This window comes from Streptomyces sp. NBC_01446 (assembly GCF_026340095.1).
Lineage (GTDB): Bacteria > Actinomycetota > Actinomycetes > Streptomycetales > Streptomycetaceae > Streptomyces > Streptomyces aureus.
The window spans coordinates 642,869-663,658 of sequence record NZ_JAPEPO010000001.1 but is presented as its reverse complement, the minus strand read 5'-3'; the positions used below and the strand labels follow the sequence as shown (position 1 = coordinate 663,658).

General features: G+C 67.6%; 24 protein-coding genes and 1 pseudogene. 11 read left to right on the top strand and 14 right to left on the bottom strand.

Annotation, left to right across the window (positions count from 1 at the left end):
* Positions 1–122: 122 nt before the first annotated feature.
* Entirely contained in the window at positions 123–1,343 is a 1,221-nt protein-coding gene (locus OG456_RS03025) for a metallophosphoesterase (RefSeq protein ID WP_266556962.1), read from the bottom strand.
* A 275-nt stretch (positions 1,344–1,618) separates the two neighbouring features.
* Here OG456_RS03025 and OG456_RS03020 point away from each other — a divergent pair, with 275 nt between their 5' ends.
* The 4 genes from OG456_RS03020 (at position 1,619) to OG456_RS03005 (ending at position 5,336) form a co-directional block, all read left to right on the top strand.
* Positions 1,619–1,798 (top strand): hypothetical protein, encoded by a 180-nt coding sequence (locus OG456_RS03020; protein WP_266556960.1) that lies wholly within the window; start codon positions 1,619–1,621, stop codon positions 1,796–1,798.
* Between the two features lie 848 nt (positions 1,799–2,646).
* A complete protein-coding gene (locus OG456_RS03015) occupies positions 2,647–3,015 on the top strand; it encodes a hypothetical protein (RefSeq protein WP_266556958.1) in 369 nt (122 codons plus the stop codon).
* Positions 3,012–4,310 carry a WXG100 family type VII secretion target gene (locus tag OG456_RS03010; RefSeq protein ID WP_266556956.1) on the top strand — a complete coding sequence of 433 codons (1,299 nt, stop codon included), beginning with the start codon at positions 3,012–3,014 and terminating at the stop codon, positions 4,308–4,310. The genes OG456_RS03015 and OG456_RS03010 overlap by 4 nt, the downstream gene beginning before the upstream one ends.
* 21 nt (positions 4,311–4,331) lie before the next feature.
* On the top strand, positions 4,332–5,336 hold the full coding sequence (locus tag OG456_RS03005) for a hypothetical protein (RefSeq protein ID WP_266556954.1): 1,005 nt from the start codon (positions 4,332–4,334) through the stop codon (positions 5,334–5,336).
* 59 nt (positions 5,337–5,395) lie between these two features.
* Here the strand turns inward: OG456_RS03005 and OG456_RS03000 are convergent, their stop codons facing one another.
* Positions 5,396–5,788, bottom strand: coding sequence for a hypothetical protein (locus OG456_RS03000; RefSeq protein WP_266556952.1), 393 nt, complete (start codon positions 5,786–5,788; stop codon positions 5,396–5,398).
* Between the two features lie 279 nt (positions 5,789–6,067).
* Positions 6,068–6,577, bottom strand: a complete 510-nt coding sequence (locus OG456_RS02995; RefSeq protein ID WP_266556950.1) for a DNA/RNA helicase domain-containing protein — start codon at positions 6,575–6,577, stop codon at positions 6,068–6,070.
* 232 nt (positions 6,578–6,809) lie between these two features.
* Here OG456_RS02995 and OG456_RS02990 point away from each other — a divergent pair, with 232 nt between their 5' ends.
* Positions 6,810–7,175 (top strand): DUF4440 domain-containing protein, encoded by a 366-nt coding sequence (locus OG456_RS02990; RefSeq protein WP_266556948.1) that lies wholly within the window; start codon positions 6,810–6,812, stop codon positions 7,173–7,175.
* Positions 7,176–7,187: 12 nt separating this feature from the next.
* Here OG456_RS02990 and OG456_RS02985 read toward each other — a convergent pair whose 3' ends face one another.
* From OG456_RS02985 to OG456_RS02975, 3 genes are read right to left on the bottom strand one after another with little or no spacing between them, the layout of a single operon-like run.
* Entirely contained in the window at positions 7,188–8,039 is an 852-nt protein-coding gene (locus OG456_RS02985; RefSeq protein ID WP_266556946.1) for a helix-turn-helix transcriptional regulator, read from the bottom strand.
* A 24-nt stretch (positions 8,040–8,063) separates the two neighbouring features.
* Entirely contained in the window at positions 8,064–8,591 is a 528-nt protein-coding gene (locus OG456_RS02980; protein ID WP_266556944.1) for a DUF6879 family protein, read from the bottom strand.
* Positions 8,563–8,823, bottom strand: coding sequence for a hypothetical protein (locus tag OG456_RS02975; RefSeq protein WP_266556942.1), 261 nt, complete (start codon positions 8,821–8,823; stop codon positions 8,563–8,565). The genes OG456_RS02980 and OG456_RS02975 overlap by 29 nt, the downstream gene beginning before the upstream one ends.
* A 227-nt stretch (positions 8,824–9,050) precedes the next feature.
* Here OG456_RS02975 and OG456_RS02970 point away from each other — a divergent pair, with 227 nt between their 5' ends.
* Positions 9,051–9,407 (top strand): hypothetical protein, encoded by a 357-nt coding sequence (locus OG456_RS02970; protein ID WP_266556940.1) that lies wholly within the window; start codon positions 9,051–9,053, stop codon positions 9,405–9,407.
* A complete protein-coding gene (locus OG456_RS02965; protein ID WP_266556938.1) occupies positions 9,404–9,607 on the top strand; it encodes a hypothetical protein in 204 nt (67 codons plus the stop codon). The genes OG456_RS02970 and OG456_RS02965 overlap by 4 nt, the downstream gene beginning before the upstream one ends.
* Positions 9,608–9,796: 189 nt before the next feature.
* Here OG456_RS02965 and OG456_RS50380 read toward each other — a convergent pair whose 3' ends face one another.
* A complete protein-coding gene (locus OG456_RS50380; protein ID WP_323136281.1) occupies positions 9,797–10,162 on the bottom strand; it encodes a peptidoglycan-binding domain-containing protein in 366 nt (121 codons plus the stop codon).
* 411 nt (positions 10,163–10,573) lie between these two features.
* On the opposite strand from OG456_RS50380, the gene OG456_RS02955 reads away from it, so the two are divergent.
* Positions 10,574–11,455 (top strand): alpha/beta fold hydrolase, encoded by an 882-nt coding sequence (locus OG456_RS02955; RefSeq protein ID WP_266556936.1) that lies wholly within the window; start codon positions 10,574–10,576, stop codon positions 11,453–11,455.
* A gap of 4 nt (positions 11,456–11,459) precedes the next feature.
* On the opposite strand, the gene OG456_RS02950 is transcribed toward OG456_RS02955, so the two are convergent.
* The 3 genes from OG456_RS02950 to OG456_RS02940 form a co-directional block, all read right to left on the bottom strand.
* Complete coding sequence (locus tag OG456_RS02950) at positions 11,460–11,915, bottom strand: SRPBCC family protein (RefSeq protein WP_266556934.1); 456 nt, start codon at positions 11,913–11,915, stop codon at positions 11,460–11,462.
* The gene (locus OG456_RS02945) at positions 11,912–12,445 is read right to left on the bottom strand and encodes an RNA polymerase sigma factor (RefSeq protein WP_266556932.1); all 534 of its coding nucleotides are present in this window, start codon (positions 12,443–12,445) and stop codon (positions 11,912–11,914) included. The genes OG456_RS02950 and OG456_RS02945 overlap by 4 nt, the downstream gene beginning before the upstream one ends.
* Positions 12,446–12,792: 347 nt before the next feature.
* Positions 12,793–13,614 (bottom strand): IclR family transcriptional regulator, encoded by an 822-nt coding sequence (locus OG456_RS02940; protein ID WP_266556930.1) that lies wholly within the window; start codon positions 13,612–13,614, stop codon positions 12,793–12,795.
* A gap of 146 nt (positions 13,615–13,760) precedes the next feature.
* Between OG456_RS02940 and OG456_RS02935 the strand changes: the two genes are divergently transcribed.
* The 3 genes from OG456_RS02935 (at position 13,761) to OG456_RS02925 (ending at position 16,285) form a co-directional block, all read left to right on the top strand.
* The gene (locus tag OG456_RS02935; RefSeq protein WP_266556928.1) at positions 13,761–14,705 is read left to right on the top strand and encodes a 5-dehydro-4-deoxyglucarate dehydratase; all 945 of its coding nucleotides are present in this window, start codon (positions 13,761–13,763) and stop codon (positions 14,703–14,705) included.
* Complete coding sequence (locus OG456_RS02930) at positions 14,702–15,994, top strand: glucarate dehydratase family protein (RefSeq protein ID WP_266556926.1); 1,293 nt, start codon at positions 14,702–14,704, stop codon at positions 15,992–15,994. The genes OG456_RS02935 and OG456_RS02930 overlap by 4 nt, the downstream gene beginning before the upstream one ends.
* A 141-nt stretch (positions 15,995–16,135) precedes the next feature.
* Positions 16,136–16,285 (top strand): hypothetical protein, encoded by a 150-nt coding sequence (locus tag OG456_RS02925; protein WP_266556924.1) that lies wholly within the window; start codon positions 16,136–16,138, stop codon positions 16,283–16,285.
* Between the two features lie 12 nt (positions 16,286–16,297).
* Here the strand turns inward: OG456_RS02925 and OG456_RS02920 are convergent.
* From OG456_RS02920 to OG456_RS02905, 4 genes and pseudogenes are all read right to left on the bottom strand, one after another.
* Positions 16,298–16,630: pseudogene (locus OG456_RS02920) on the bottom strand (RNA-guided endonuclease InsQ/TnpB family protein); the annotation flags it as partial.
* Between the two features lie 365 nt (positions 16,631–16,995).
* Positions 16,996–18,012 (bottom strand): IS3 family transposase, encoded by a 1,017-nt coding sequence (locus OG456_RS02915; protein ID WP_323136390.1) that lies wholly within the window; start codon positions 18,010–18,012, stop codon positions 16,996–16,998.
* A gap of 65 nt (positions 18,013–18,077) precedes the next feature.
* Positions 18,078–18,485 (bottom strand): transposase, encoded by a 408-nt coding sequence (locus OG456_RS02910; protein WP_266556920.1) that lies wholly within the window; start codon positions 18,483–18,485, stop codon positions 18,078–18,080.
* A 291-nt stretch (positions 18,486–18,776) separates the two neighbouring features.
* On the bottom strand, positions 18,777–19,973 hold the full coding sequence (locus OG456_RS02905; RefSeq protein ID WP_266569014.1) for a PQQ-binding-like beta-propeller repeat protein: 1,197 nt from the start codon (positions 19,971–19,973) through the stop codon (positions 18,777–18,779).
* Between the last annotated feature and the right edge of the window lie 817 nt (positions 19,974–20,790).

Here is a 20,790-nt window from a genome sequence, read left to right as displayed (position 1 = left end):
GGGCCGACTTCGCCCGGTGGGTTAGGCGTTGAGAGGGCTGACCGGTGGTGTCCGCGCATGTGGGGACGAGGCAGGCTTCGACTCGGTGAAACGGTCCTTGCGGGATTGTCGGCCCGCTCCGGTTATGGCGTGGGGGGCCGCTGCGGGGAGCGGAGTACGAGCAGGGTGATCTCGCTGGGGGCGAAGATGCGGAACGGCGGGCCCCAGAAACCGGTGCCGCGGCTGGTGTAGAGAAGGGTGCGGTTGCCGTGGCGGCTGAGGCCGGCGACGGTGGGCTGGTCGATGCGGACGAGGTGGTGGAAGGGCCAGATCTGGCCGCCGTGGGTGTGGCCGGAGAGTTGGAGGTCGACTCCGCCTGCTGCGGCCCGGTCGACGAACTTGGGCTGGTGGGCCAAGAGGAGGACGGGCAGGTCGGGGTCGGCGCCGTTCAGGGCTCCGGCGAGGTGGGCGCGGTGGCCGGCCAGGCCGGAGGACTCGGCGGTGACGTCATCCACGCCGGCGACGACGAGGGTGTCACCGCCACGTTCGAGCAGCAGATGACGGTTGCGCAGCGGCTCCCAGCCCAGCTCGTCCATCAGGTCGACCCAGCCCTGGGCCTCGCTGTAGTACTCGTGGTTTCCCGTTACGTAGACCCGGGCCCGGGTGGCTCGTACGGTGCCGAGCGGGGCGGCCTGTGCGCGGCGGCGTTCGGCCGTGCCGTCCGCGATGTCCCCGGTGTGGCAGACCAGATCGGCCTGCAGGGTGTTCACGGTCGCACAGACCCACGCCGACCAGCGGGCGCGGTTGAGCGGGCCGTAGTGGGTGTCGGTGATGAGGACGACGCGGGTGCCGTCCAATCCGGCGCCCAGGCGGGGGAGTTGCACGTCGAGCTGGCGCACCCGTGGCACCCGGCGGGCCTCGGCGTACCCCCAGGCGAGCAGCACGGCGGCCATGCCGAGGACCGCCCAAGTGACGATCCGGGCCCGGCTCTGACCATCGCCTACGCCGGCCACAGTCAGGGCGAGGCGCAGCAGGACGCCGAGCAGGACGGACCAGGTGAACAGGACCCAGCTGGCCCCAAGGAGGGTGTCGCCGACGATCGCCGCCCAGTCCTGCTGGCGCCGGCCGTGGCCGCGCACCATCGTGAGCGGCATACCGATCAGACCGAGGACGAACAGGGCGGTGCCGCCCAGCGCCACGGGGAGCGGCCAGTGCTGGCCGGCGTGAAGCAGCACCCAGCAGGGCACGGCCCACAGCAGGATGGGGGCGATCAAAGGGATGTAGCGCATCAGGCGGCGCAGTCGGCTCTGCTGGGGCGCAGGCGCCATACCGTCCGCGGATTGGGCTTCGCTGGTGTCGGTCACGCTTCCCCTTCTCAAGTAACCAGACTGTCGAAACGCGCACTGTATCCGGTCGTCCTGGGGGACGTCTTGCCGAGCACCAGCGCACCCCGCTGTGGGATGCGGACAAACGCAGGGAGCTGAAGGTCCAGGTCTTCCTCGACCAGTTCAGCACCTGGTTCGGCCTCGACCTGCCACCGAAGGCCACGCAGCCGACGTCCTGTTCCCCGAGATCGACCCCCACGCCTCACCGGCTGCCACTGACCGTCATCGCCCCCTGGGCGACGAGGACTTCATGCATGGCGCCACCGAGGACCGCTACCCCGACCTCCTCGGCCCGGCCCCCACCGGGCAGCGGTAACGACCACGCCCGCCACGCCGTCACCGCGCGTCTCGCCGAACTCCCGTGCCACAGCGTGCGACTGGGCCACGACTTGGCCGCAAATGCCGACTTCCTCGCCAAACACCTGAGCGGCTGACGACCGCACATTCCGGGCCCGTCACGCGTGTACGTGACGGGCCAGCATTCATGAGCCGCAGATGCATGTCACCCAAGTTGGCTGGCCGTTGTCAGCGGCCAGCTCCCCGTCGCCGAACCGCCCACCAGCTGATACCTGTGCCCCAGGGACAGGGCTGGCCACGGGAGACCGTTGGGTGCTACGGATGTGCTTCGAAGCCAGACGATCTCTCTGGTGTCCTAGGGTTGGTGCCTGCCCCGGAGCCGACATGGTGCCAGTTTCGTGCGTGCCAGCGGAGTCAATCACGCGCTTTCCGCGGATGTCAGGGTGGACCAAACCCTCAGCCCCGCTTCGTCGCCTATCGCTGACGGTCCGCCTGCGAGCAGCGTGCGCAACCTTGTCCGTCCCGCATTCCGGCTGCCTATGCGACCCGCGTGTGGTGCTGCAGGCTGCCTTCGTTGAGCCGGTGCTCCCCGCACTCGCGGGGACGTCGTCCACCATCCTGAGGCCGCGACTGCGCCTCCGTTGTCACCCGCTGAAAGAACTCCCACGACTCGTCCGGCGCCAGCCGCTCGGGACGAACTGTGCCCCGCCGGGGCCAGCGTGCACTTCGCGGGTCGCCATGAAGCCGCTCGCTTAGTTCCCGATCGCAACCGTCGTTGGCTCGTGATCGTCCGGCGCCATCCGGAACTGGTCCGGTGCAGTCGTCGGCGGAACTTACTGGTGGGGTTAGGGGTGGCATCAGGCAGCGAACCTCCTTGCACTCAATGGATTTTTACTTTCCCTTTACTGTCCTAACAGTTGCTAATGACACAACTTGGTTAAGGTCGTACGGCTGACGAGCCGACCACGGGGGAGAGCGCGCGTTCATGAGCAGCGGTACAGGTGACCGGGGCGAGATACTCGACATCAAGCTCGCCGATCTGAAGGCGACAGCCCCGCACTTCCACACCCACAGCACGGATCTGTTTAAGGCCCTGACCAAGCTCAAGACGGCACTGTTCGCGGCTGGTTCGCCCTGGGGCGATGACGATCAGGGCACCGCCTTCCACAAGGCATACGGCCCACACGTCAAGCAGATGGAGCAGTCCGCGCAGATCCTCGCCGACGGGCTGGCCAGCATCCACGAGGCGATGACGGACATGGCGGACGGCCACATCGACAATGACGATCTGGTCCGCGCCATGTTCAGCAGGATCTCCGTCAGGGACAGCAAGAGCGCGGGCGACGGCAAGTGAGCGTCGCCGATAAGGCCAAGAAGATCGTCCAGGACGTCACCGGCATGTGGTGGCCGGACGCCGACGAGGACGGCCTGCGGGATGCGGCCAAGGCGTGGCGAGACTTCGCCGACGACCTCGAGGACGTCACCGCCGCCGCGAACAAGTCGGCCCGCACGATCATCGAGCACAACAAGGGCGAGGCGATATCCGCCTTCGACGACCCGTACTGGCGCCGCTACTACCACCAGAAGCACGGCTGGCTCCAGGACATGATCGACGGCTCACGCGACCTGGCCAAGGCCCTCGACAAGTACGCCGACGCCGTGCACACCGCGACAAAGCACCTTGAGCATGAGCTCGAGATCGTCGGCGCCACCATCATCGCGGGCACTGCACTCGCCATCTTCACCGCAGGCATCTCCGAAGCCGCGGCGGCAGCGGCCACCGCCAGCATCGTGGAACTCGCCGGAACCATCGGCGTCACCGTCTCCACCGAGGTCGCCACCATCGCTGGCACCACCCTGGCCACCGCCGCCCTCGGCGGCATCGAGTCGGTCACCGTGGACCTCGCCGTCGCCCAGCCCATCGCGATCACGACCGGCGAGAGTAAGGGCCTCAGCCTCGACGAGGCCAGCCAGGCAGCCAAGGACGGAATGCTGTTCGGCGGCATGTTCGGCGGGGCGGGCAGCGCGGCACGGGTCACCGCCGAGGCCGGCGGCTTCCAAGAGGTCTTCGGCGGTTCGCTGCGCTTGAACGGTGCAGCCCTCGACCAGATGGGCAAGAGCCGCACCTGGAACCTGCTACGGAGCGAGGGTTCGAAGACTCCTGCTCCTCCGGCCAAGCCTGGCGACTTCGAACTCGCCTCAGGCGACCCGGTCTATTACAGCAAGAACACCACGACGGTCGGGTATGACACGTCCACCCTGAACAACCTCCAGCGCGTCCGCCGGCTCCCCGGAGTGCACGACGTGGTGGTCCACGGTACGAACAAGGGCGTCTTCGCCGCGGGCCGCGTCAATACCTACGGAAAAGACCTGACGGACTTCGAAGTCCACCCCAACCATGTCGTGGACGCGATTCGCAACAACCCCAACTACCATCCCGGCGAGCCAGTACGCCTAGTGTCGTGCCACTCCGGCGCCGACGCCGTACCCCCGGAAATGCCGCTCGGCCAGAGCATGGCAAATGAACTCGGCGTGCCTGTGTACGCGCCCACGGACAGGGTGGGTACCGGATCCACGCTGGGACTCAACCAGACTCCTACGATCGACAGGAACGGCTACTGGCGTGTCTTCCTGCCTGTGGTCGACTAGGTGCCGGGTTCAACTGGAGTGATGATGATCAAGCAAGCCGGCTTCTACCGGGAACTCGACGGCCACGGCGAGGGAAAGAAACCCGCCCCCTCCCTGCGCGACGCGGCCCGCAGTACGGGCGAGTGGGACGAGGACCGCATCCTCGGCTACATGGAGTCGAGTACCGAGATTTTCTCGGCCATGGGCGCGGAGCGCGACGTCATTACGGACGACGTGTGGATCACCGGCGCCGGCTCCCTGATCACGGACGGCACCTGGATGTGGCCCGTCGAACTCGTCCACTACGTACGCCGCCACCATGTCGCGCTGCCTGACGAGTTCGTCGCCCACATCCGGAACCAGAACTACATCAGCCCCGACGTCTCCCACGAGCGGTCACGGGCGATCTTCGACGAGCGCTTCGGCAAGAACGCCTCCGCAGAAGCCACCGCCCAGGACAACTCCACGACCGATGGCTTCTTCACCTGGTACCAGCCACCGCTGACCACTGCCACAAGCCAGGCACTGCTCAACAGCCTGGAGGTCAGCGGGCTCTCAGCCGTTCATCCGCTCTCGGACGCCCTCTTCGGCTTTTGTGAGACACGCGAAGGGAAACGGGAACCACTCACCGGGGGAACCGAAAACCTGCTCTCCGCCCTGACCGACGAGCAGTACCGCGCCATCGAGTTCGCATGCTGGATGGGCTACGACCAACACCTCGCCACAACAGTGGAACACGTCGACGACGCCACCCAGAAGCTCACCTTCCAGCTCACAGAAATTCCCGAACCCGACCGAGAGGAAGCCGTCGCCGCCCTGGTCCGCACCCTCGACCAGAACCCGGAGAACTGTCTCGGATTCGTCATCGACCGCACCGGCACAACCAGAGTGCAGGACTGGGACCGCGTACTGCTCGACCCGGCAGACCCCGTGACAGCCTGGCCCGACACTCTGGCAATCCTGCGCAACCGCCTGCCCGCACACCCCGAACTCGCCGATACCACCTCCACCGAGTACGGCCCACTCGCTGTCTTCCACCGGCCCTAACCTCCAGTCCCGCCCTGCCCGACCGTTTGCCGCTGAGGGCTGACCGGCAGCGCAGACGATCAGAACGAGCTGTCCATGCGGACAGCTCGGTCGGGCGAAGTCGCGCCGCGGTACTGGACCACCTCATCGAAGATGCTCCAGCCGTCGATCTCTTCAGTCCCGGGATCGTCGGTACGCCAACCGCGTTTCAGGGCTGCGTCGAGCAGGGCTCTGACAGTGCCCGGATCGTGCAGGTTCAAGGTTCTACCGAGGTCCGTGCCGACGGCTCCGGATGGCATGAGGTTCCCGTCAGGGACAAGCCTGCCGGAGCCTGCCTGGAAGACGATGTGGAGGCGCCCCCTCGCTTTGAACTGGCGGATGACGAGGGTTTCGCAGCAGTCCTCGTATAGGCCGTTGCCCAGGGCGCGGTGGATGTGGCTCAAGGTCCAGAGGAAGTTCTCCCCCTCGACCACGAGACGTCGTGCCCTCTTATCGCTGCGAGCCGTCCGCCAATGCTATCGAGAGCCCGTTGACCGGCGCGATCAACCTTCAGAGGAACTGCACCCACCTTGGATCGCGGGTCGCCCCTACGGATCCCTGGCTGGCCGGAGCGCACCGATGTTCCCACCGCAAGGCTGGGCCTGCACCACTTGTGACGAACACTCAAATGCAGATCCTGCCCCTGGGGCCAGAGATCGCGTTCAGCCGGGGCCAGAGGACCTGTTCACAGCTGGCCTTGGCAGGAGCGCCGGTCATGATTGAGGGAGCAGCGTCGCCAGGTGGGCCTGGGTGTCGAAGTCGGTTGAGTAGAGGCGGGTGCCTCGGGTGCCTCTGGTGGCCAGGACGCGGTAGGCGTTGAGGGCGTATGGCAGGTAGCGGTGCGGGGGCATGTTCTCGAATGCTGAGTCGTGGCTTTCCTCGGGGCGGGCGAGCCACTGGTCGCCGCGGCGTACGAGGTCATTGCCGATGATGACGATGTTGTAGGCGTATTCCATGCCCTGGGCGGTGTAGATGCAGCCGACCTGTTCGTGGCCGCCGGCATCGGTGGCCCAGTAGGGGCGGGCCGGTACCTGCGGGTGGGCGAGGTCGGTCTCCTCCTTGCGCGCGTTCCTGGGCCGGGCCCAGGTGCGGGGCCCGTCGGGGCCCGTCCAGGAGAACTCGACCTCGGGCTGCAGCGGGGGTGCGCAGCTTCTGACCGGGCCCGTGCGCTTCAGACGGCCGCGACCAGATCCTGATCGCGCAGAGGACTTGGCGGCCGTCACTCACGACGGTGGCGTGGGAGAGCCGGTGGGCCCACACGACGGTGTAATCAACTGACATCCCAGCCAGTCGACGGCGCAGTCCGTCGCCGTCGGCGGCTTCGCCCTCTCGATCTATCAACTCGCCGCACACTGAACGAACAACGCCCCCGCACGGCCTCGGTGGCCGCGCGAGGGTGCTTTCTGCGTGAACAATTCGCTGTGCCTTTGGAAGGGGTGTTCGTAGGGTTCCCGCATGACGGATGAGAGTGAGCGGTCCATACGAGCGGCCATCGATGGGGAGATGCTGCTTCTCGATCCCGAGGTGCGCGCTTCCCCGGCCCGTGTCCTGGAGCTCCTGGACACGGACTTCACCGAGATCGGGGCTTCTGGACGCAAGTGGGACGCGGAGTCGATCCTCACGGTGACGAGCGGAGGCAGCGTATCCCCGGAGTCTCCGGTCAACGTCAGTCAAATGTCTGGAGTCGTTCTTGCTCCGGGTGTCGTTCATCTGACGTACTTCGCCGACAACCAGGGCCGTCGGGCATGGCGGAGCTCTTTGTGGCGCCTGGGGGAGACGGGCTGGCGGATGTACTTCCACCAGGGCACTTTGACCAGCTGAGCGGTTGGCCCGTCAGCCCAACGCGTCAATGGCCTTCACGATCAGGCTTCGCGCGTCCGCGTCATAGACGGCCATGCTGCGCAGTCGCTCGAACGTCTCCAAATACTGAGCGATCTCGCCGGGCTGCGTCACGTTCACCCCGGCGGACACCAGTTCGACCGAGACATGCCGGTCGTCGTAGATGTGGAACGTCTCTTCGGGCCAATGTGAACGTCGGGCCGCCCTCGGGATGATGCCCAGAGAGACAGCAGGCAGTGCGCCAGCGGTGAGGAGATAGCCGAGCTGCGCGGCCATAGCAGCCGGGTCGGCCACCTGGCAGTACAACACCGGCTCTTCAACCACCACGACGAACCGGTGCCCCCGTTCGTGGACGATGCGCGAGCGCTCAATCCTGGCGCGCGCGGCCTCCGCACTGTCGTCCTCGGGCAAGTGGTGAATGCTCGCCGCAATGCCGAGGACGGCGAGCGCGTAGCCCTCCGTTTGGAGCAGGCCGGGCACGAGGCTCGAGGAGTACATACGGAAGCATTCCGTCTCGCGGTAGGTCCGCGTGCGGCTCTCCTGGATGGGCCGCAGCCCGGTACGGACCCGGTCGCGCCACTGCCGGTACATCGACTCGGCATTGACGGACTGGATGACGAGGTCCTGCGCCTGGTCCTCCGCACGGACGGCGGCGCACCAATGGCGGATGTCGGTCGCTGAGGGCCCGGTTAGGGCATTCTCGATACGCGACGTCTTGGAGTAGTGCCAGCTGCACGCGGCAGCCAACTGAACGACCGTCAAGCCAGCTTCATTGCGGAGGTCGCGCAGCCGATGGGCGACGGCTTCACGCGCGGCCTGGGCAGATGAGGAAGGGGAGGCGGGCATGGGTTGGCTGCCGGTGCTTTCTGATCAGCGGATCTGGTAGAGGTCGTGAGGGACGGCGCGGCTCCAAACAGCCTCGAAAGCCTCGGCGCACAGCTTCGCGGCGCCGCGGTCCTCGGAGGTCTCGTGGCCGACCAAGGCCCCGTTGCCGGAGAAGTAGCCCCACCGGATCACTTGGTCGTCAAACAGCCAGAAGTCGTTTCCGGGTAGCGCGATATCCGAGGCGCGCCGGCGTGGGAGCCAGCGCACGTCTTCGCCCGCATGCACGTTGACGACGGTCGAAGCGTGCTCGTAGCGGATGTAGTCGGTCACCGGCTCGGACACGATGCGGGCGCGCCGCACCGAGACGCCGCGCGCGACGGTTTGCGAGACGAGGCTGACCCAGGGCGCCCAGTCCGAGGATGCCGGGTCGGTGTCGAGGCGGCCGGTTTCCATCCATGACCGGAAGTCGTCGGCCTCAGCGGCGTTTCCGTACTGGTCCCGCATTTCAAGGTGCACGGCGGATCGTGTGCATCCGCCCATGAGTTCAGCGATCGTCGGCACGCTCGGCGGCATCGCAAGCCTCCCTGATCATGTGCACCATCCTCGCGGGGAGACGGATCACGGCCTCGTCGTCCGGGATTCCAACAGCGTGTCCCGGTACCTCGAAGGCTGCGCACTCGGCTTCAAGTGCAGCGCTGGGCTTCCATCCCTGGAAGACGAGTTCGTGATTTTCCTGGTCGACCCAGACGGTGGGAGAGTCCTCGGTCTTCGTGTCGGGGTCAATCCCGATGAACCGTAGCGGCATGCCTGTCTCCGATCACGTGATGTGCAGTCCTTTGCACCACCGTCATGCAGACGGGCGAGCCGGTCAAGAGCGCAATCGCGACATGTCCACAGCTAGATACGTCATCGTGCAAACATCTGCACATCGCTGGCTGTGCTGCACATCACGCACCTAGCGTCGGGACACAACAAGGCCCGGCGGCAGAGCGAACGGCGCCGGGGTCGGCCGACACCACCAGGAGCGTCGACATGGCCGAGACTACGGACCACATCACACCGGGAGGCGGGACGGCCCTCGCCGCGGATCCCCTTGCAGCGCTGCTGCCCGACCCTCAAAGGCTCACAGAGCCTCAGATCCGGGGGCGCGACTGCGCATGGTGCGCGGTCACCCTCGGCGCCGGTTCGGCCATCGACCTCGGCGAACGCAGCGCCTCTCACGGCGCCGTGGCACGCTGGTTCCCCCGGAGTTGCCAGTCCTGTGCCCGTCAGCACGTCTATCCGGCGCAGCTCGACCACACGCAGAACTGCGAGCAGTGCACCGACGACCCGACAGTCTGCGCTCACGGCACATGGTTGCGACTCGTGCTGCGGCAGGCCCGGCGATGAGCGCGAAGCCAGCGACGCCAGAGCAGCATGTTGAGATCCCCGGCATCTGCTTCATCCGGCAGCCCGAAGGCGCACGGCGCTGCACTCTCTCGGCCGGCCACCACGGCGACCATCAGCACTTCTACAGCGGCGAGTTCCGTAACGGCTTCCGCGTTGGGACGAGCTGGCCGGGCTGGCGCGGCGAGACGCAGGCCGACTAAAGACTCCCGCCGCCGGGTGCTTGGAGGTGACCGGCGGTGGGACAGGGCGGGCCGCTCGACGGCGAGCAGGGGGAGCGGCCCGCCCTGTTCGCACGAAGCGTCCCCGGTGACCGCACTGGGGGCGCTTCTGCCGCGTCCTCACCAGGCTCGCGATGTCCTCGCTCATTCGGGGCGGGGGTAATCGGTTGCTCAGGCTGGATAGGGGTTGTAGCAGTCCAGGGCCGGGTGGTAAAGCACTTTCCAGGTGCGGTCCTCGATGATTCCGCTCGCCGGGAGACCGTGGCAGCCCTGGATCCACTCGATCTTCTTCAGCATGACCGAGTCAAAGACTCCGTCGAGGGTGAGCTTGGGCGGCTCGCCTCCCCACGCGTTGCTCAAGCATTGCGCCTGTTTTACCCCCACACCGGTGTCCCCGAACGTAACCGTGGGCCGAGACGTCGACGAGAGGTAGGAACACTGATGGGGGACGGCTGCGGCGACAGGTGGCACTGCCAGGCCTAGTGCTGCGGCTGTACACAGCGCCGCACCCAAAGTGGCCAGTCTGTGCTGTCTCATGCCGCTCCTTCCGGTCCGGCCGCTTGCTGGAGCGGCTCGGCGTCTGGGGGCGATGGATGGGCCCCATTATCCCCACAGTCAACAACGCCTGCGAGTTGCGACCGTTACGGCCGGGGCACCGGCCTCATGAGGCGGCCAGACCGTCCGCTGGCTCGCGTACGTGGTGCGCCAGCTGAGGTGTTCGACGAGCGTGGCCGTCAGGGGCGCACATCGGGAAGATGCCAAGTCGAGCCGACCGAGCAGCCGCTAGCTGTCGAGCCAGCCGAAAATGGCTGAGGCAGCGGTGGACAACGAAATCGCCTGGTCGAGATCTGGACGTACGGACACACAAACACGAGGGAACCTTCGCCGGATCGTGCGCCTCCTGGCGGGGTGAACGTGACTTCTCGTATCTGGCGAAGGGATCCCCTCATGACCAACAGCGACCGCCCCATGCCCCCGCTGGAAGGGGCTGAGCACCGGTGGGTGAAGGTCCGCGGGGCCCAGCTGCACATCGCCGAGTCCGGCAGCGGCGAGCCCGTCGTGCTGCTGCACGGTTTCCCGCAACACTGGTACGCGTGGCGCGCGCTCGTCCCGCTGCTCGCCGACGGCCACCGGCTGATCTGCGTCGATCTGCGCGGCTTCGGCTGGTCGGAGCAGACAGAGCGCGGTTACGACACGGACGGGCTCAGTGACGACATACTCGCGCTGCTGGATGCGCTCGGCCTGGGCCGGGTGACCCTGGTTGGGCACAACTGGGGTGCTGGGGTGGGCTTCCGGCTTTGCCAGCGGGCCCCGGAGCGGTTCCGTGCCTTCCTCGCGCTGAACATGACGCACCCGTGGACGCGGCACCGCGACGTCCTGCCGAATCTGTGGCGGATGTGGTTCACCGCCTTCATCGAGTACCCGGTGCTCGGACGGCTGGTCCTGCGGCACTGGCCGGCCTTCACCCGCTATCTGCTGCGACGCGCGGTCGCCGACCCGGCGGCGTGGCGGGACGCGGATCTCGCGGAATTCACCGAGGCGGCGCAGGGCTCGGCCCATGCCGGGCAGTCGATGTTCTGGCAGTACGTCGTGCGGGACATCCCGGCGGGCTTCCGGGGCACCCACCGCCGACGGCGGCTGGCCGTCCCGACCCTGGTGCTGGGCGGCGAGCACGACCCGGTGATCCCGCCTGCCCTGCTGCGCGGCGGCGATCCTAACGCGGACGATCTGACGGTACGGGTGGTGCCGGGTGCGGGGCACCATCTGCACGAGGAGCGGCCGGAGTTGGTGGCCGAGGCCCTGCGGAGGCTCATCGCTGAGGCCGGCTGAGGTGTCAGCGCAGGGCGGCGCGGCGCTCCACCTCGCGGAAGAAGGCTTGAGTGCGGCGCTCCCCGAGCAGGCGGCGGTACGCGTGCTGCACGGGGCCTAGGGCGGCGGGGCGCGCCGCGCCGCAGACGGCGAGGCGTGTCCCGGTGCCGTCAGGCGTGGCGGCCATTCCCATCGTCACCAGCCGGGATTGCATCAGGCACCACCCGGGGCTCAGCCGTACCTCGAACGGCCCGCGCAGGCCAAGTACGTCGACGGCCTGCGCCGCTTTGCGCTCGCTGTCGCCAGGCGGGACTTTGAACTCCCGGACGAAGGGGATCAGATGGGGCAGCTCGCCCTCCAGGTCGGCGATGACCGCCCATACCTGGTCGAAAGGCAGAGCGATCCGTGCCTCGGCGTACAAGGGAGCGCGCAGGCCAGCGGCCAGTACGTGCAGCCGGGCGACCGTATCGGGTGCGTTCACCGTGTCCACGCCTTCCGGAAGGAGGAACGGGCCCTGTTCAGCCGTGACTTCACGGTGCCCTCGGGTACGCCGAGCACTTCGGCCATCGTCCGCTCGTCCAGGCCTTCCAGTTCGCGCAGTACCAGTACGGTGCGGTGCTGTACGGGCAGTCGAGCAAGCAAGTCCCGCACCTCTGTAGTCAGTTCATTGCCGACGCCAGGCAGCAGGTCCCGCAGCCGGGCAATCTCCTCAGGGTCGGCGGGCGTCTCGCCTGCGGTGCGCCGCGCCACCCGGACAGCCTCCCGCACGGTGACCGCACGCACCCACCCATAGAACGCCTGCGGGTCCCGGAGTCCGCGTAGCCCCCGGAACACCGCGAGAAGGGATTCCTGCACGGCGTCCGCGGTGTCGGCCGGGGCAATCGGGGTGCACAGCCGGGTGACGTACGGCGTCACCAGCTTCAGCAGGTCGTCCATGGCGAGGGCGTCGCCACACCGCGCGGCGCGTACGAGCGGCGCCGCCGCGTCCCAGGGCCGCACGTCGTCATCCATCGGCGCACACCGTATACGTAGCGCCTCGGATGGGGCGGCGCAGGGCGAGTCTCCAGCTCGTTTACTGCCTGTCGGCTCGGCTACCGGACGAGGTACTCGCGGAGCTTGCCGAGGGCGTGGGGTCGCTTGTGATGGTGGCCGTGACCTGCCGCGCCGTTCTCGGAGTGGGTGGCGCCGTCGTCGTCCGATCAGGGCGTGCTGTTGGCGTGGAAGCGGTGGGCGCAGCGACTGAACCTGGAGAACGCCGGCCGGGATCCGGGCAGCAAGCACCACGTCATCACCGACGGCAGCACAACGACCTGGGCAATCAGCCAGGCGCCGAAAGCGCTTCGTCGGGACCCGGCTGCTCAGCGCCAGTCCACCCCGACCGCGCCCTCGCCCTGCGCCAGTCTTGCCTCGATCTCCTCGCGCACCTTCTGCATTACGGTCACAATCCGCCGTTCGCGCTCCTCGGTGAGCCGCGCCACGGGTACCGAGCAGCTGATCGCGTCCCTCGCCGGCGTCTCGTCGTTCACGCGCAGTGCGAAGCCGAACCCGACGATGCCGGTGACGCCCTCCTCGCGGTCGATGGCGTAGCCGCGCGCCCGCACCTGTGCGAGGTCGGCGACGAGCGCGGCCAGGGTGGTGTGGGTGCGGGGGGTCAGTGCCTCGTACGGCGCGTCCGGCAGCTCCGCGTCCGGGTGTTCGGCCAGCAGTGCCTTGCCCAGTGCGCCCGCGTGGGCGGGCAGCCAGCGCCCCACGCGGCTGATGGTGCGCAGATACTCGTGCGACTCGCGGGTTGCGAGGTAGGCGATGTCCATGCCGTCGAGGCGGGCCATATGGATGGTCTCGCCGAGCTGCTCCGAAGCGTCGTCCAGGTACGGGCGCACCACGCGGACCACGGGGTCGGTGTCCAGGTAGGTCGTGCCGGTGAGCAGTGTGCGCAGGCCGATTCCGTACAGCGAGGCGGTGGCGTCGGTGCGCACCCAGCCGCGTGCGATCAGGGTCTGCAGCAGTGCGTACATGGAGCTGCGGGGCACGCCCAACTCGTCGGCGAGTTCCTGGAGTCGGGCGGGCCGGTCGCCGCGGGCGGCGAGGAGTTCGAGCAGTTCGACGGTGCGAGCGGCCGACTTCACCTCGCGCACGCCGGACTCGGACGGCCGGACGACGGGCTCAACAGGTTCGGACATGGGTTGATCGTACGTACCCTCCCGACCTGCGTGTCCGTGCCTGCACGTGACGCCGGATCGCTTGCTCGAACCCATTGACGGGGTGGTTTCCCGAGCCTACTGTCCATCCCCATGTACGAACGTCATCTACATACGGAGACGGCGTGGTGACGCGGACCCCCCTCGCCGACACGGCGCAGCGGCTGCGCGACGGCATGGCCCAGGGCGTGCTGTCATTCCCGCTCACCAGCTTCCACGCCGACGGATCGCTCGACCTCGACGGCTTTCGCACCTATCTCGCCGGGCAACTGGCGACCAACCCCGGCGCGCTCTTTGCGACCTGCGGCACCGGGGAGTTCAGCGCTCTCGACGAGGACGAGTACGGACAGGTCGTCACCGCCGCCGTGGAAGTGACGGCGGGCCGCGTCCCGGTCATAGCCGGTACCGGATACGGCTACGCCCAGGCACTGCGCTTCGCCCATATCGCCGAAGACGCCGGAGCCGACGCACTCCTCGTCCTGCCGCACTACCTCAACAAGGCCCCCCAGGACGGCCTCGTCGAGCAACTGTGCCGGATCGCCGAAGGCACCCGGCTGCCCCTCGTCGCCTACCAGCGCGACCACGTGACCTACGACGCGGAGACCGTCCGCCGGATCGCCGCGATCCCCGGCGTCATCGGCCTCAAGGACGGCCACAGCGACCTCGACCAGCTCCAGCGCAGCACCCTCGCCGCCCCCGACGGCTTCCTCTTCTTCAATGGCGCCCCGACAGCCGAGCTCCAGGCCCGTGCCTACGCGACGGTCGGCATCCCGGCCTACTCCTCGGCCGTCCACGCCTTCGCCCCGGAGATCGCCAACGCCTTCTTCCAGGCCCTGTCGGCAGGGGACGACAGCCGCGTCGACAAGCTGCTCGCCGACTTCTACGTCCCCTTCGTGGAACTGCGCGACCGGCGCCCCGGCTATGCGGTGTCCCTGGTCAAGGCTGCAGCCCGGCTACGCGGCCGCACCGTCGGACCGGTCCGGCCGCCCCTCACCGACCCGACCCCCGCAGATCTCGCAGACCTCGAAGCGCTGCTCACCACCGGCCTGAACCTCGTTGGAGCCACCCGATGAACGACCTGACGATCACCGACGTCCGGCTGACCCCGATCCTCGTCTCCGACCCGCCGCTCCTCAACGCCCAGGGCGTGCACCAGCCGTACACCCCCCGCCTGATCATCGAGGTCACCACCGCGGACGGGATCACCGGCGTCGGCGAGACCTACGGCGACACCAAGTACCTGGAGCTGGCCCGCCCGTACGCCGAAAAGCTGGCCGGCCGGTCCGTCGCAGACCTCAACGGCCTGTTCACCCTCGCGGACGAGGTCGCCGTAGCCGAGGAACGGGTGACCAACCAGGTGGACGTGGGCGGCCTGCGAGGCGTCCAGACCGCCGACAAGCTGCGACTGTCCGTCGTCTGCGGCTTCGAGGTCGCCTGCCTGGACGCGCTCGGCAAGGCACAAGGCCTGCCGGTCCACGCCCTGCTCGGCGGCAAGGTGCGCGACGCCGTCGAGTACAGCGGCTACCTCTTCTACAAGTGGGGCGAGCACCCAAAGGGTGTCGCGTCCGAGGTGGACAACTGGGGCGAGGCCGTCGACCCGGCCGGCATCGTCGAGCAAGCACGCAAGTTCACCGAGCGCTATGGCTTCCGCTCCTTCAAGCTCAAGGGCGGCGTCTTCGAGCCCGAGCAGGAGATCGCAGCGATACGCGCCCTCGCCGAGGCGCTCCCCGGAAGCCCGTTGCGACTCGACCCCAACGGCGCCTGGTCCGTCGAGACCTCCGTCAAGGTCATCGAGGCACTGCAGGACGTCCTGGAGTATATGGAGGACCCCACTCGCGGTACGCCCAACATGGCCGCCGTCGCCGCCCGTACCGACGTGCCGCTCGCCACCAACATGTGTGTGACGACGTTCGACGAGGTCAAGGAGGCGTTCACCCGCGACGCCGTCCAGGTCGTCCTGTCCGACCACCACTACTGGGGCGGCCTGCGCAACACCCGAGAACTCGCCGCCATATGCCGCACCTTCGGTGTCGGAGTGTCGATGCACTCCAACACACACCTGGGCATCTCGCTCGCCGCGATGACACACGTGGCGTCCACGGTCCCGAACCTGCACCACGCCTGTGACTCGCACTACCCCTGGCAGTCCGAGGACGTGCTGAACGAACGGATCACCTTCACCAACGGCAAGGTGACCGTCTCCGACGCCCCGGGCCTGGGCGTCACCCTCGACCGCGACAGGCTCGCCGTCCTGCACCAGCGCTGGCTGGACGACGACGGCACGATGCGCGACCGCGACGACGCGGCCGCGATGCGCGTCGCCGACCCGGCCTGGGAAACCCCCTCCTTCCCGCGCTGGTGACACCAACTGCCTGACAAGAGCCGGGTGTTCGTACGACCCCGCCCTCAGCTCTGGTTGCGGAAGTTCTCCGCCGGTAGCCCCCTTCCCGGCCCCGGCGACTCCCGCCTCTGCCGTACCCCGCATTCACGATCGGAGCCGCTCGTGTCCGCAATACCCTCCAGCGTCGTCAACGGCGCCGTACAGCACCCCCCGGCAGTCGAGTCCGCCATCAAGAAGATCTTCAAGCGCGTCATACCGCTGTTCTTCATCATGTTCGTCGTGAACTACGTGACACCTCCCCCTCATGAATGAGGGCGCTTCTCGCTACGCCGGTGGGGCTTCGCGACGGACCAGCCCGGCCCGTAGAACGTTGGTGGCGCCCACGGTGTCCGCGTGCGCTGTGTGGCCGCACGGGACGCAGTGGAACTTCGCCTGGGTGGGCCGGTTCTCCGCGCTGGTATGCCCGCATTCGGGGCACTTGCGGGACGTGTTGCGGGGGTCCACAGCGATCACTTCCCGTCCGGCGCTTTCAGCCTTGTCGGCCAGGATCGTCAGGAACACCCCCCACCCGGCATCGGAGATCGCGCGGTTGAGTCCGGTCTTCGCGCCGGCCCCGTTGGGCAGGAAGGCGCCCGGGGTGCGGGGGATGGGCCTAGGCAGGAAGCCGTAGTGCCTCATGCTCTGGCGCTGGATGATCGCGGTGAGGTAGCTGACGACGCCCCAGGCCAGGCCCCTCCCAAGAGTCCGATGCGACCGTGACGCCTCAGATGACCGATCTACGCTGAGCGCAGCGGATATACGCGCGAGGAGATTCGCTCCGTCCTAGGGATGATCAACGAAACCATCCCGCCTCTGGCCATCTGAGCTGACGGTGATCCAGGGAGCGCCCACGCAGGGTGGGCTAGACCGCGTGCCCATCCCGTGCCCGATAGACCGGGGACTCACGGGGAAGCGCGGTCACCAACAGTCAATGGGCATGACGAAGCGGAACCTGTCAACGCGATCAAGGCAGGTAGTGCGGTCTATCCCTGTGCCGGGATCGTTTGATCGTCGTGTCGGAGGTCGGCGGGCTTGTTGATCCAGGCGGCCTCGGGGAGTTTCGGGGGTTCGGGGGCGGCGCGGACGAATCGTTCGGGGTGCTGGCGGTAGACGCTCGCGAGGACGTCGGCGCGCATCTCGCGGAGCTGGTCGGCGAGGCCGAAGTGCACATCGAAGGGGGTATGCATGGCTATTCCGGAGTGCCGGTGGGCGAGGTTGTACCAGTCGAAGAAGCCGGTGCACCAGGCGCGGGCGTCCTCGATGCAGCCGAACCGCTCGGGAAAGTCATGCCGGTATTTGAGGGTCTTGTACTGACTCTCCGAGTACGGATTGTCATTTGACGTCTTCGGCCGGGAGTGCGACTTGGTGACGCCCAGGTTGTTCAGCATCTGTGTGACGTTGTGGGCGATCATCGGCGAACCGCGATCGGAGTGGATCGTCAACTGGCCTTGCTCGATAGGGTATTTGGCGATCGTCGAGGACAGGAACTGCTCGGCCAGCGCCTTGTTCTCGGATGCGGCGATCATCCAGCCGACGGTGTAGCGGCTGTAGATGTCGATGATCGTGAAGAGGCAGAAGTAGCTGCCTTTGACCGGGCCCTTCAGCTTCGTGATGTCCCACGACCACACCCGGTTCGGTGCGGTGGCGATCAGCTCGGGTTTCTTGCGTGGCGGATGCGTGGCCTGCCGGCGCCGTTCGCGCACCTCGCCGTGCTTGCGCAGGATCCGGTACATCGTCGCCTCCGAGCACAGGTAGACGCCGCGGTCCAGCAGTACCGCGCAGATCTCGGCGGGCGCCATGTCGACGAACTCGGCCGAGCGCAGCACGGCCAGGACCTTCGCCTCCTCCGTCTCTGTCAGGGCCCGCGGATGCCGCTTGCGCTCCCTCTTCGGCCGCGCCGGGGCCGGGGACTTACGGTGGTGTCGATACCAGGTCGCCCGGCTCAGACCGAGTGCGGTGCACGCCTGCACCCGTCCCACCAGCAACGACAGCGATTCCAGGGCCTTGGTGCGGGCGGCCTCGAAGGCCTCTGCCGGTCTCGTCTGCGGCGGCTTCCTGGTGGCCGTCACGGCTTCTCGCCCGTCGTCCCGTCGCTGCCCGTGGCGAGTTGATCCAGCAGCGCGGAGAGTTTTCCCTGCACCTCGATGACGGTGCGGGCCTTGCCCAACTCGCTGCGGAGCTTGGCGTTTTCGGCTTCGAGCCGGGCGATCTCCTTCTCTCTCGGATCCGCCTTCGGCCGGCCCGCAGGAGCGGCGAGCGCCGCCTTCGCGCCGCTGTCTCGCTGCTGGCGCCAGTTCGTGATCAGCGACGAGTACAGGCCCTCGCGCCGCAGCAGGGCACCCTTGCCCTGCTTGTCGAGCGTCTCGTACTCGGCCAGGATCCTCGCCTTGTACTCCGCCGAGTACCGCCGCTGCCCGGTCGATCGGGGTGTCACCTGCGGATCCGGGGCCCCGTGGTCGTTGGTGCTGGTCACTACGGGCACTCCTCCTTCTCCGCCCTCGACTCAATGAATCATCCAGTATGCCTGGCTTGAGTCACATTGACAGAGAGGGAAGGCCCCCGACCGATGTACCTGGTCAGGGCCTTCAACCTGCGCGGTGGGTGCGGGATTTGAACCCACGGTGACTCGCGCCACGACGGTTTTCAAGTTTGTTGACAGCCTTGCCTCGCCGTTCAGACTCCGCTGACCTCATGCGGAAAGACGCGCCACGCCACCAGGCCCATTGGGCTGGGTGATGGCGAGGTGCGCGCCACGAGGGAGGGGTCAGTCCATGGCGATCAGCATGCCTCCCTCATGGTCTCGCCAGCCGATGCTCACCGCCCCGTCGTCAATGTCACGTACGTCGAGCTCCCCGCTGTCGTCCGGGACGGTCATGGCTAGCAGCGGCATGGTGTGGAGGAGGCGCCCGGTGCCCAAGTCGAGGACGAGCAGGTCGGCGTGGATCAGGCGACCCGTGTCCTTGCCGGTGAGGAACGGCTGGCGTACGACGTACACCCGGCCGTCGGCGATCTCGGGGAACCCGTACTCGTGGCCGGTCGGCGCCCGCAGCTGCCAAGCAAGGTGTCCGTCCCGGGTGCTGTAGGCGCGCAGGAGAGTGTCGTGTTCCTCCTCGGATCGGCGGTCATTGGGGTCGATGGCCGACAGCACGATGCCGCCTCCCGCGGCGACCGCGTCCCACGCATCCGCGGCAGTGAGAGCGCGCGCAGTGACTCCTTGGCGGTTGACGTCGAGCAGCTGAACGGCCGGCGGGTGGTCCACATCAGGGATGACCAGTGTGTGCTCGCCTCCCCTGACCATCAGCTTGGGGGCCGCGGTGTGCTGCTGCCACAGAACCTTGCCCGTGCGGTTGTCGATGCCGAGCAGGAGGTTGTACCCGCCCCTGTCGGGGTTCGTCACGTTGCAGACCAAGGGGACGACGCTCAGGTGGCCCGGGAGGGCGTACGCAGTGATCAGGAGTCCGTCGGGGCAGGATTTGGGCGTCTTCGCAGTCCACAGACTCCGGCCGTCGCGCTCGGCGAAGGCACGCACGGCACCGGGGGCCTCGGTGAGAGCTTGGCCGCCGACGAGCGCCGTGGTCCGATAGCCCTTGGCATGCTGGATGTCTACGTGCCACAGCGGCTTGCCCGTGCGCAGATCGACGCCGATGAGCCTCCCGTCGGCGAAGGCTGCCACCACGGTGCGTTCCGACACGTCGAACGTATCCACACCGGCCTCCGAGTCTGGGCGCTCGTAGCGCCAGTACTCCTTGCCGGTCCGCACGTTCGCCGCAGTCACGCCGGAGAGCGAACCTGTCTCCCGTACGTACAGTCCATGGACCAAGGCTTCATCGAAGCCCGAAGTCCGACGTACGACGCGTTCAGGCGCGACCGGGGCCCCGGCGCCGACCGCGGCGGGAAAAGGGCCGTGGGCTCCGGTGACCACGTCCCGTGGCTTGTGCCTGTGCACCCACAAGTGGCTCATCGCGAGGAGGAGCAGCGCGATGAGCAGACCCCATACCTGACCGCGGGCCAGCGCCCGCACTTCCGCAACGTTCGGAACAGGCTTGCCCGGTCCCCCCGACAGCCCCACTCCCGGTTCTCCCAGCAAATTCATCCGTCGCACCACAACAGCCCCCGGCCCTGCCCCTGATCACCGCGACCCGATGGCTGAGGGATTCTCACCTTCCGCAGAAGGGCAGCACAAGGGCTGCGGTGTGGTCGCCGTGACTCGACAGGCGGTTCCCGAAGGCCTCTGTACATTTTCCCGGGCTTCTGCGTGGTTTGCACTCTGAGAGCGAGGGCCATGGGCTGCCTCAGTTTCCCTCTCACTCACTGCCGTTCGGAGTCGTTCGCACCGGTACGACAGTTCCAATCGGGCACCGCTGACGACCTGGAACGAACGACGTGAACCACAGCGGACCACCGCCAGATCCCGACCAACACACTTGTAGTGCGTCCCGGTACTTGCGCGATAGAACTTTCCCTACTTCATCAAGGCGGCTCGCTCCGCTCGCCGCGCGCGGCCCCGGCTCGCCGCCGGGCCCGACGCTCTTGTCTCCGCCCCGCTCCGGGACCGGCTACGCCGGCCGCGCGGCTGTAGCGAGCACACCCGAGCGGTGGACGGTAGCCCGCGGTGGCTGGGCCCGGTCGGCTCCACGGCTTTAGGCAGCCACCATGGGGCGAGCCTCGAAGATCGGGGCCCACATCGGGCTATTGCGGGCAGGTCCAGACTGCCCGATTCGCGACCAGCGTACGGGCCCCGATCTCTCGCCCCGTGGCAGCTCCAGCCCAAAGCCGCT

Coding starts and splice junctions, on each gene's coding strand:
- OG456_RS02975 (WP_266556942.1), bottom strand. CDS start 8,823: ATGCCGCTACGGTTCATCGGGATTGACCCCGACACGAAGACCGAGGAC.
- OG456_RS02970 (WP_266556940.1), top strand. CDS start 9,051: ATGGCCGAGACTACGGACCACATCACACCGGGAGGCGGGACGGCCCTC.
- OG456_RS02985 (WP_266556946.1), bottom strand. CDS start 8,039: ATGCCCGCCTCCCCTTCCTCATCTGCCCAGGCCGCGCGTGAAGCCGTC.
- OG456_RS02990 (WP_266556948.1), top strand. CDS start 6,810: ATGACGGATGAGAGTGAGCGGTCCATACGAGCGGCCATCGATGGGGAG.
- OG456_RS02930 (WP_266556926.1), top strand. CDS start 14,702: ATGAACGACCTGACGATCACCGACGTCCGGCTGACCCCGATCCTCGTC.
- OG456_RS02905 (WP_266569014.1), bottom strand. CDS start 19,973: ATGAGCCACTTGTGGGTGCACAGGCACAAGCCACGGGACGTGGTCACC.
- OG456_RS03020 (WP_266556960.1), top strand. CDS start 1,619: ATGGCGCCACCGAGGACCGCTACCCCGACCTCCTCGGCCCGGCCCCCA.
- OG456_RS03005 (WP_266556954.1), top strand. CDS start 4,332: ATGATGATCAAGCAAGCCGGCTTCTACCGGGAACTCGACGGCCACGGC.
- OG456_RS02965 (WP_266556938.1), top strand. CDS start 9,404: ATGAGCGCGAAGCCAGCGACGCCAGAGCAGCATGTTGAGATCCCCGGC.
- OG456_RS50380 (WP_323136281.1), bottom strand. CDS start 10,162: ATGAGACAGCACAGACTGGCCACTTTGGGTGCGGCGCTGTGTACAGCC.
- OG456_RS02940 (WP_266556930.1), bottom strand. CDS start 13,614: ATGTCCGAACCTGTTGAGCCCGTCGTCCGGCCGTCCGAGTCCGGCGTG.
- OG456_RS02955 (WP_266556936.1), top strand. CDS start 10,574: ATGACCAACAGCGACCGCCCCATGCCCCCGCTGGAAGGGGCTGAGCAC.
- OG456_RS02980 (WP_266556944.1), bottom strand. CDS start 8,591: ATGCCGCCGAGCGTGCCGACGATCGCTGAACTCATGGGCGGATGCACA.
- OG456_RS03015 (WP_266556958.1), top strand. CDS start 2,647: ATGAGCAGCGGTACAGGTGACCGGGGCGAGATACTCGACATCAAGCTC.
- OG456_RS02945 (WP_266556932.1), bottom strand. CDS start 12,445: ATGGATGACGACGTGCGGCCCTGGGACGCGGCGGCGCCGCTCGTACGC.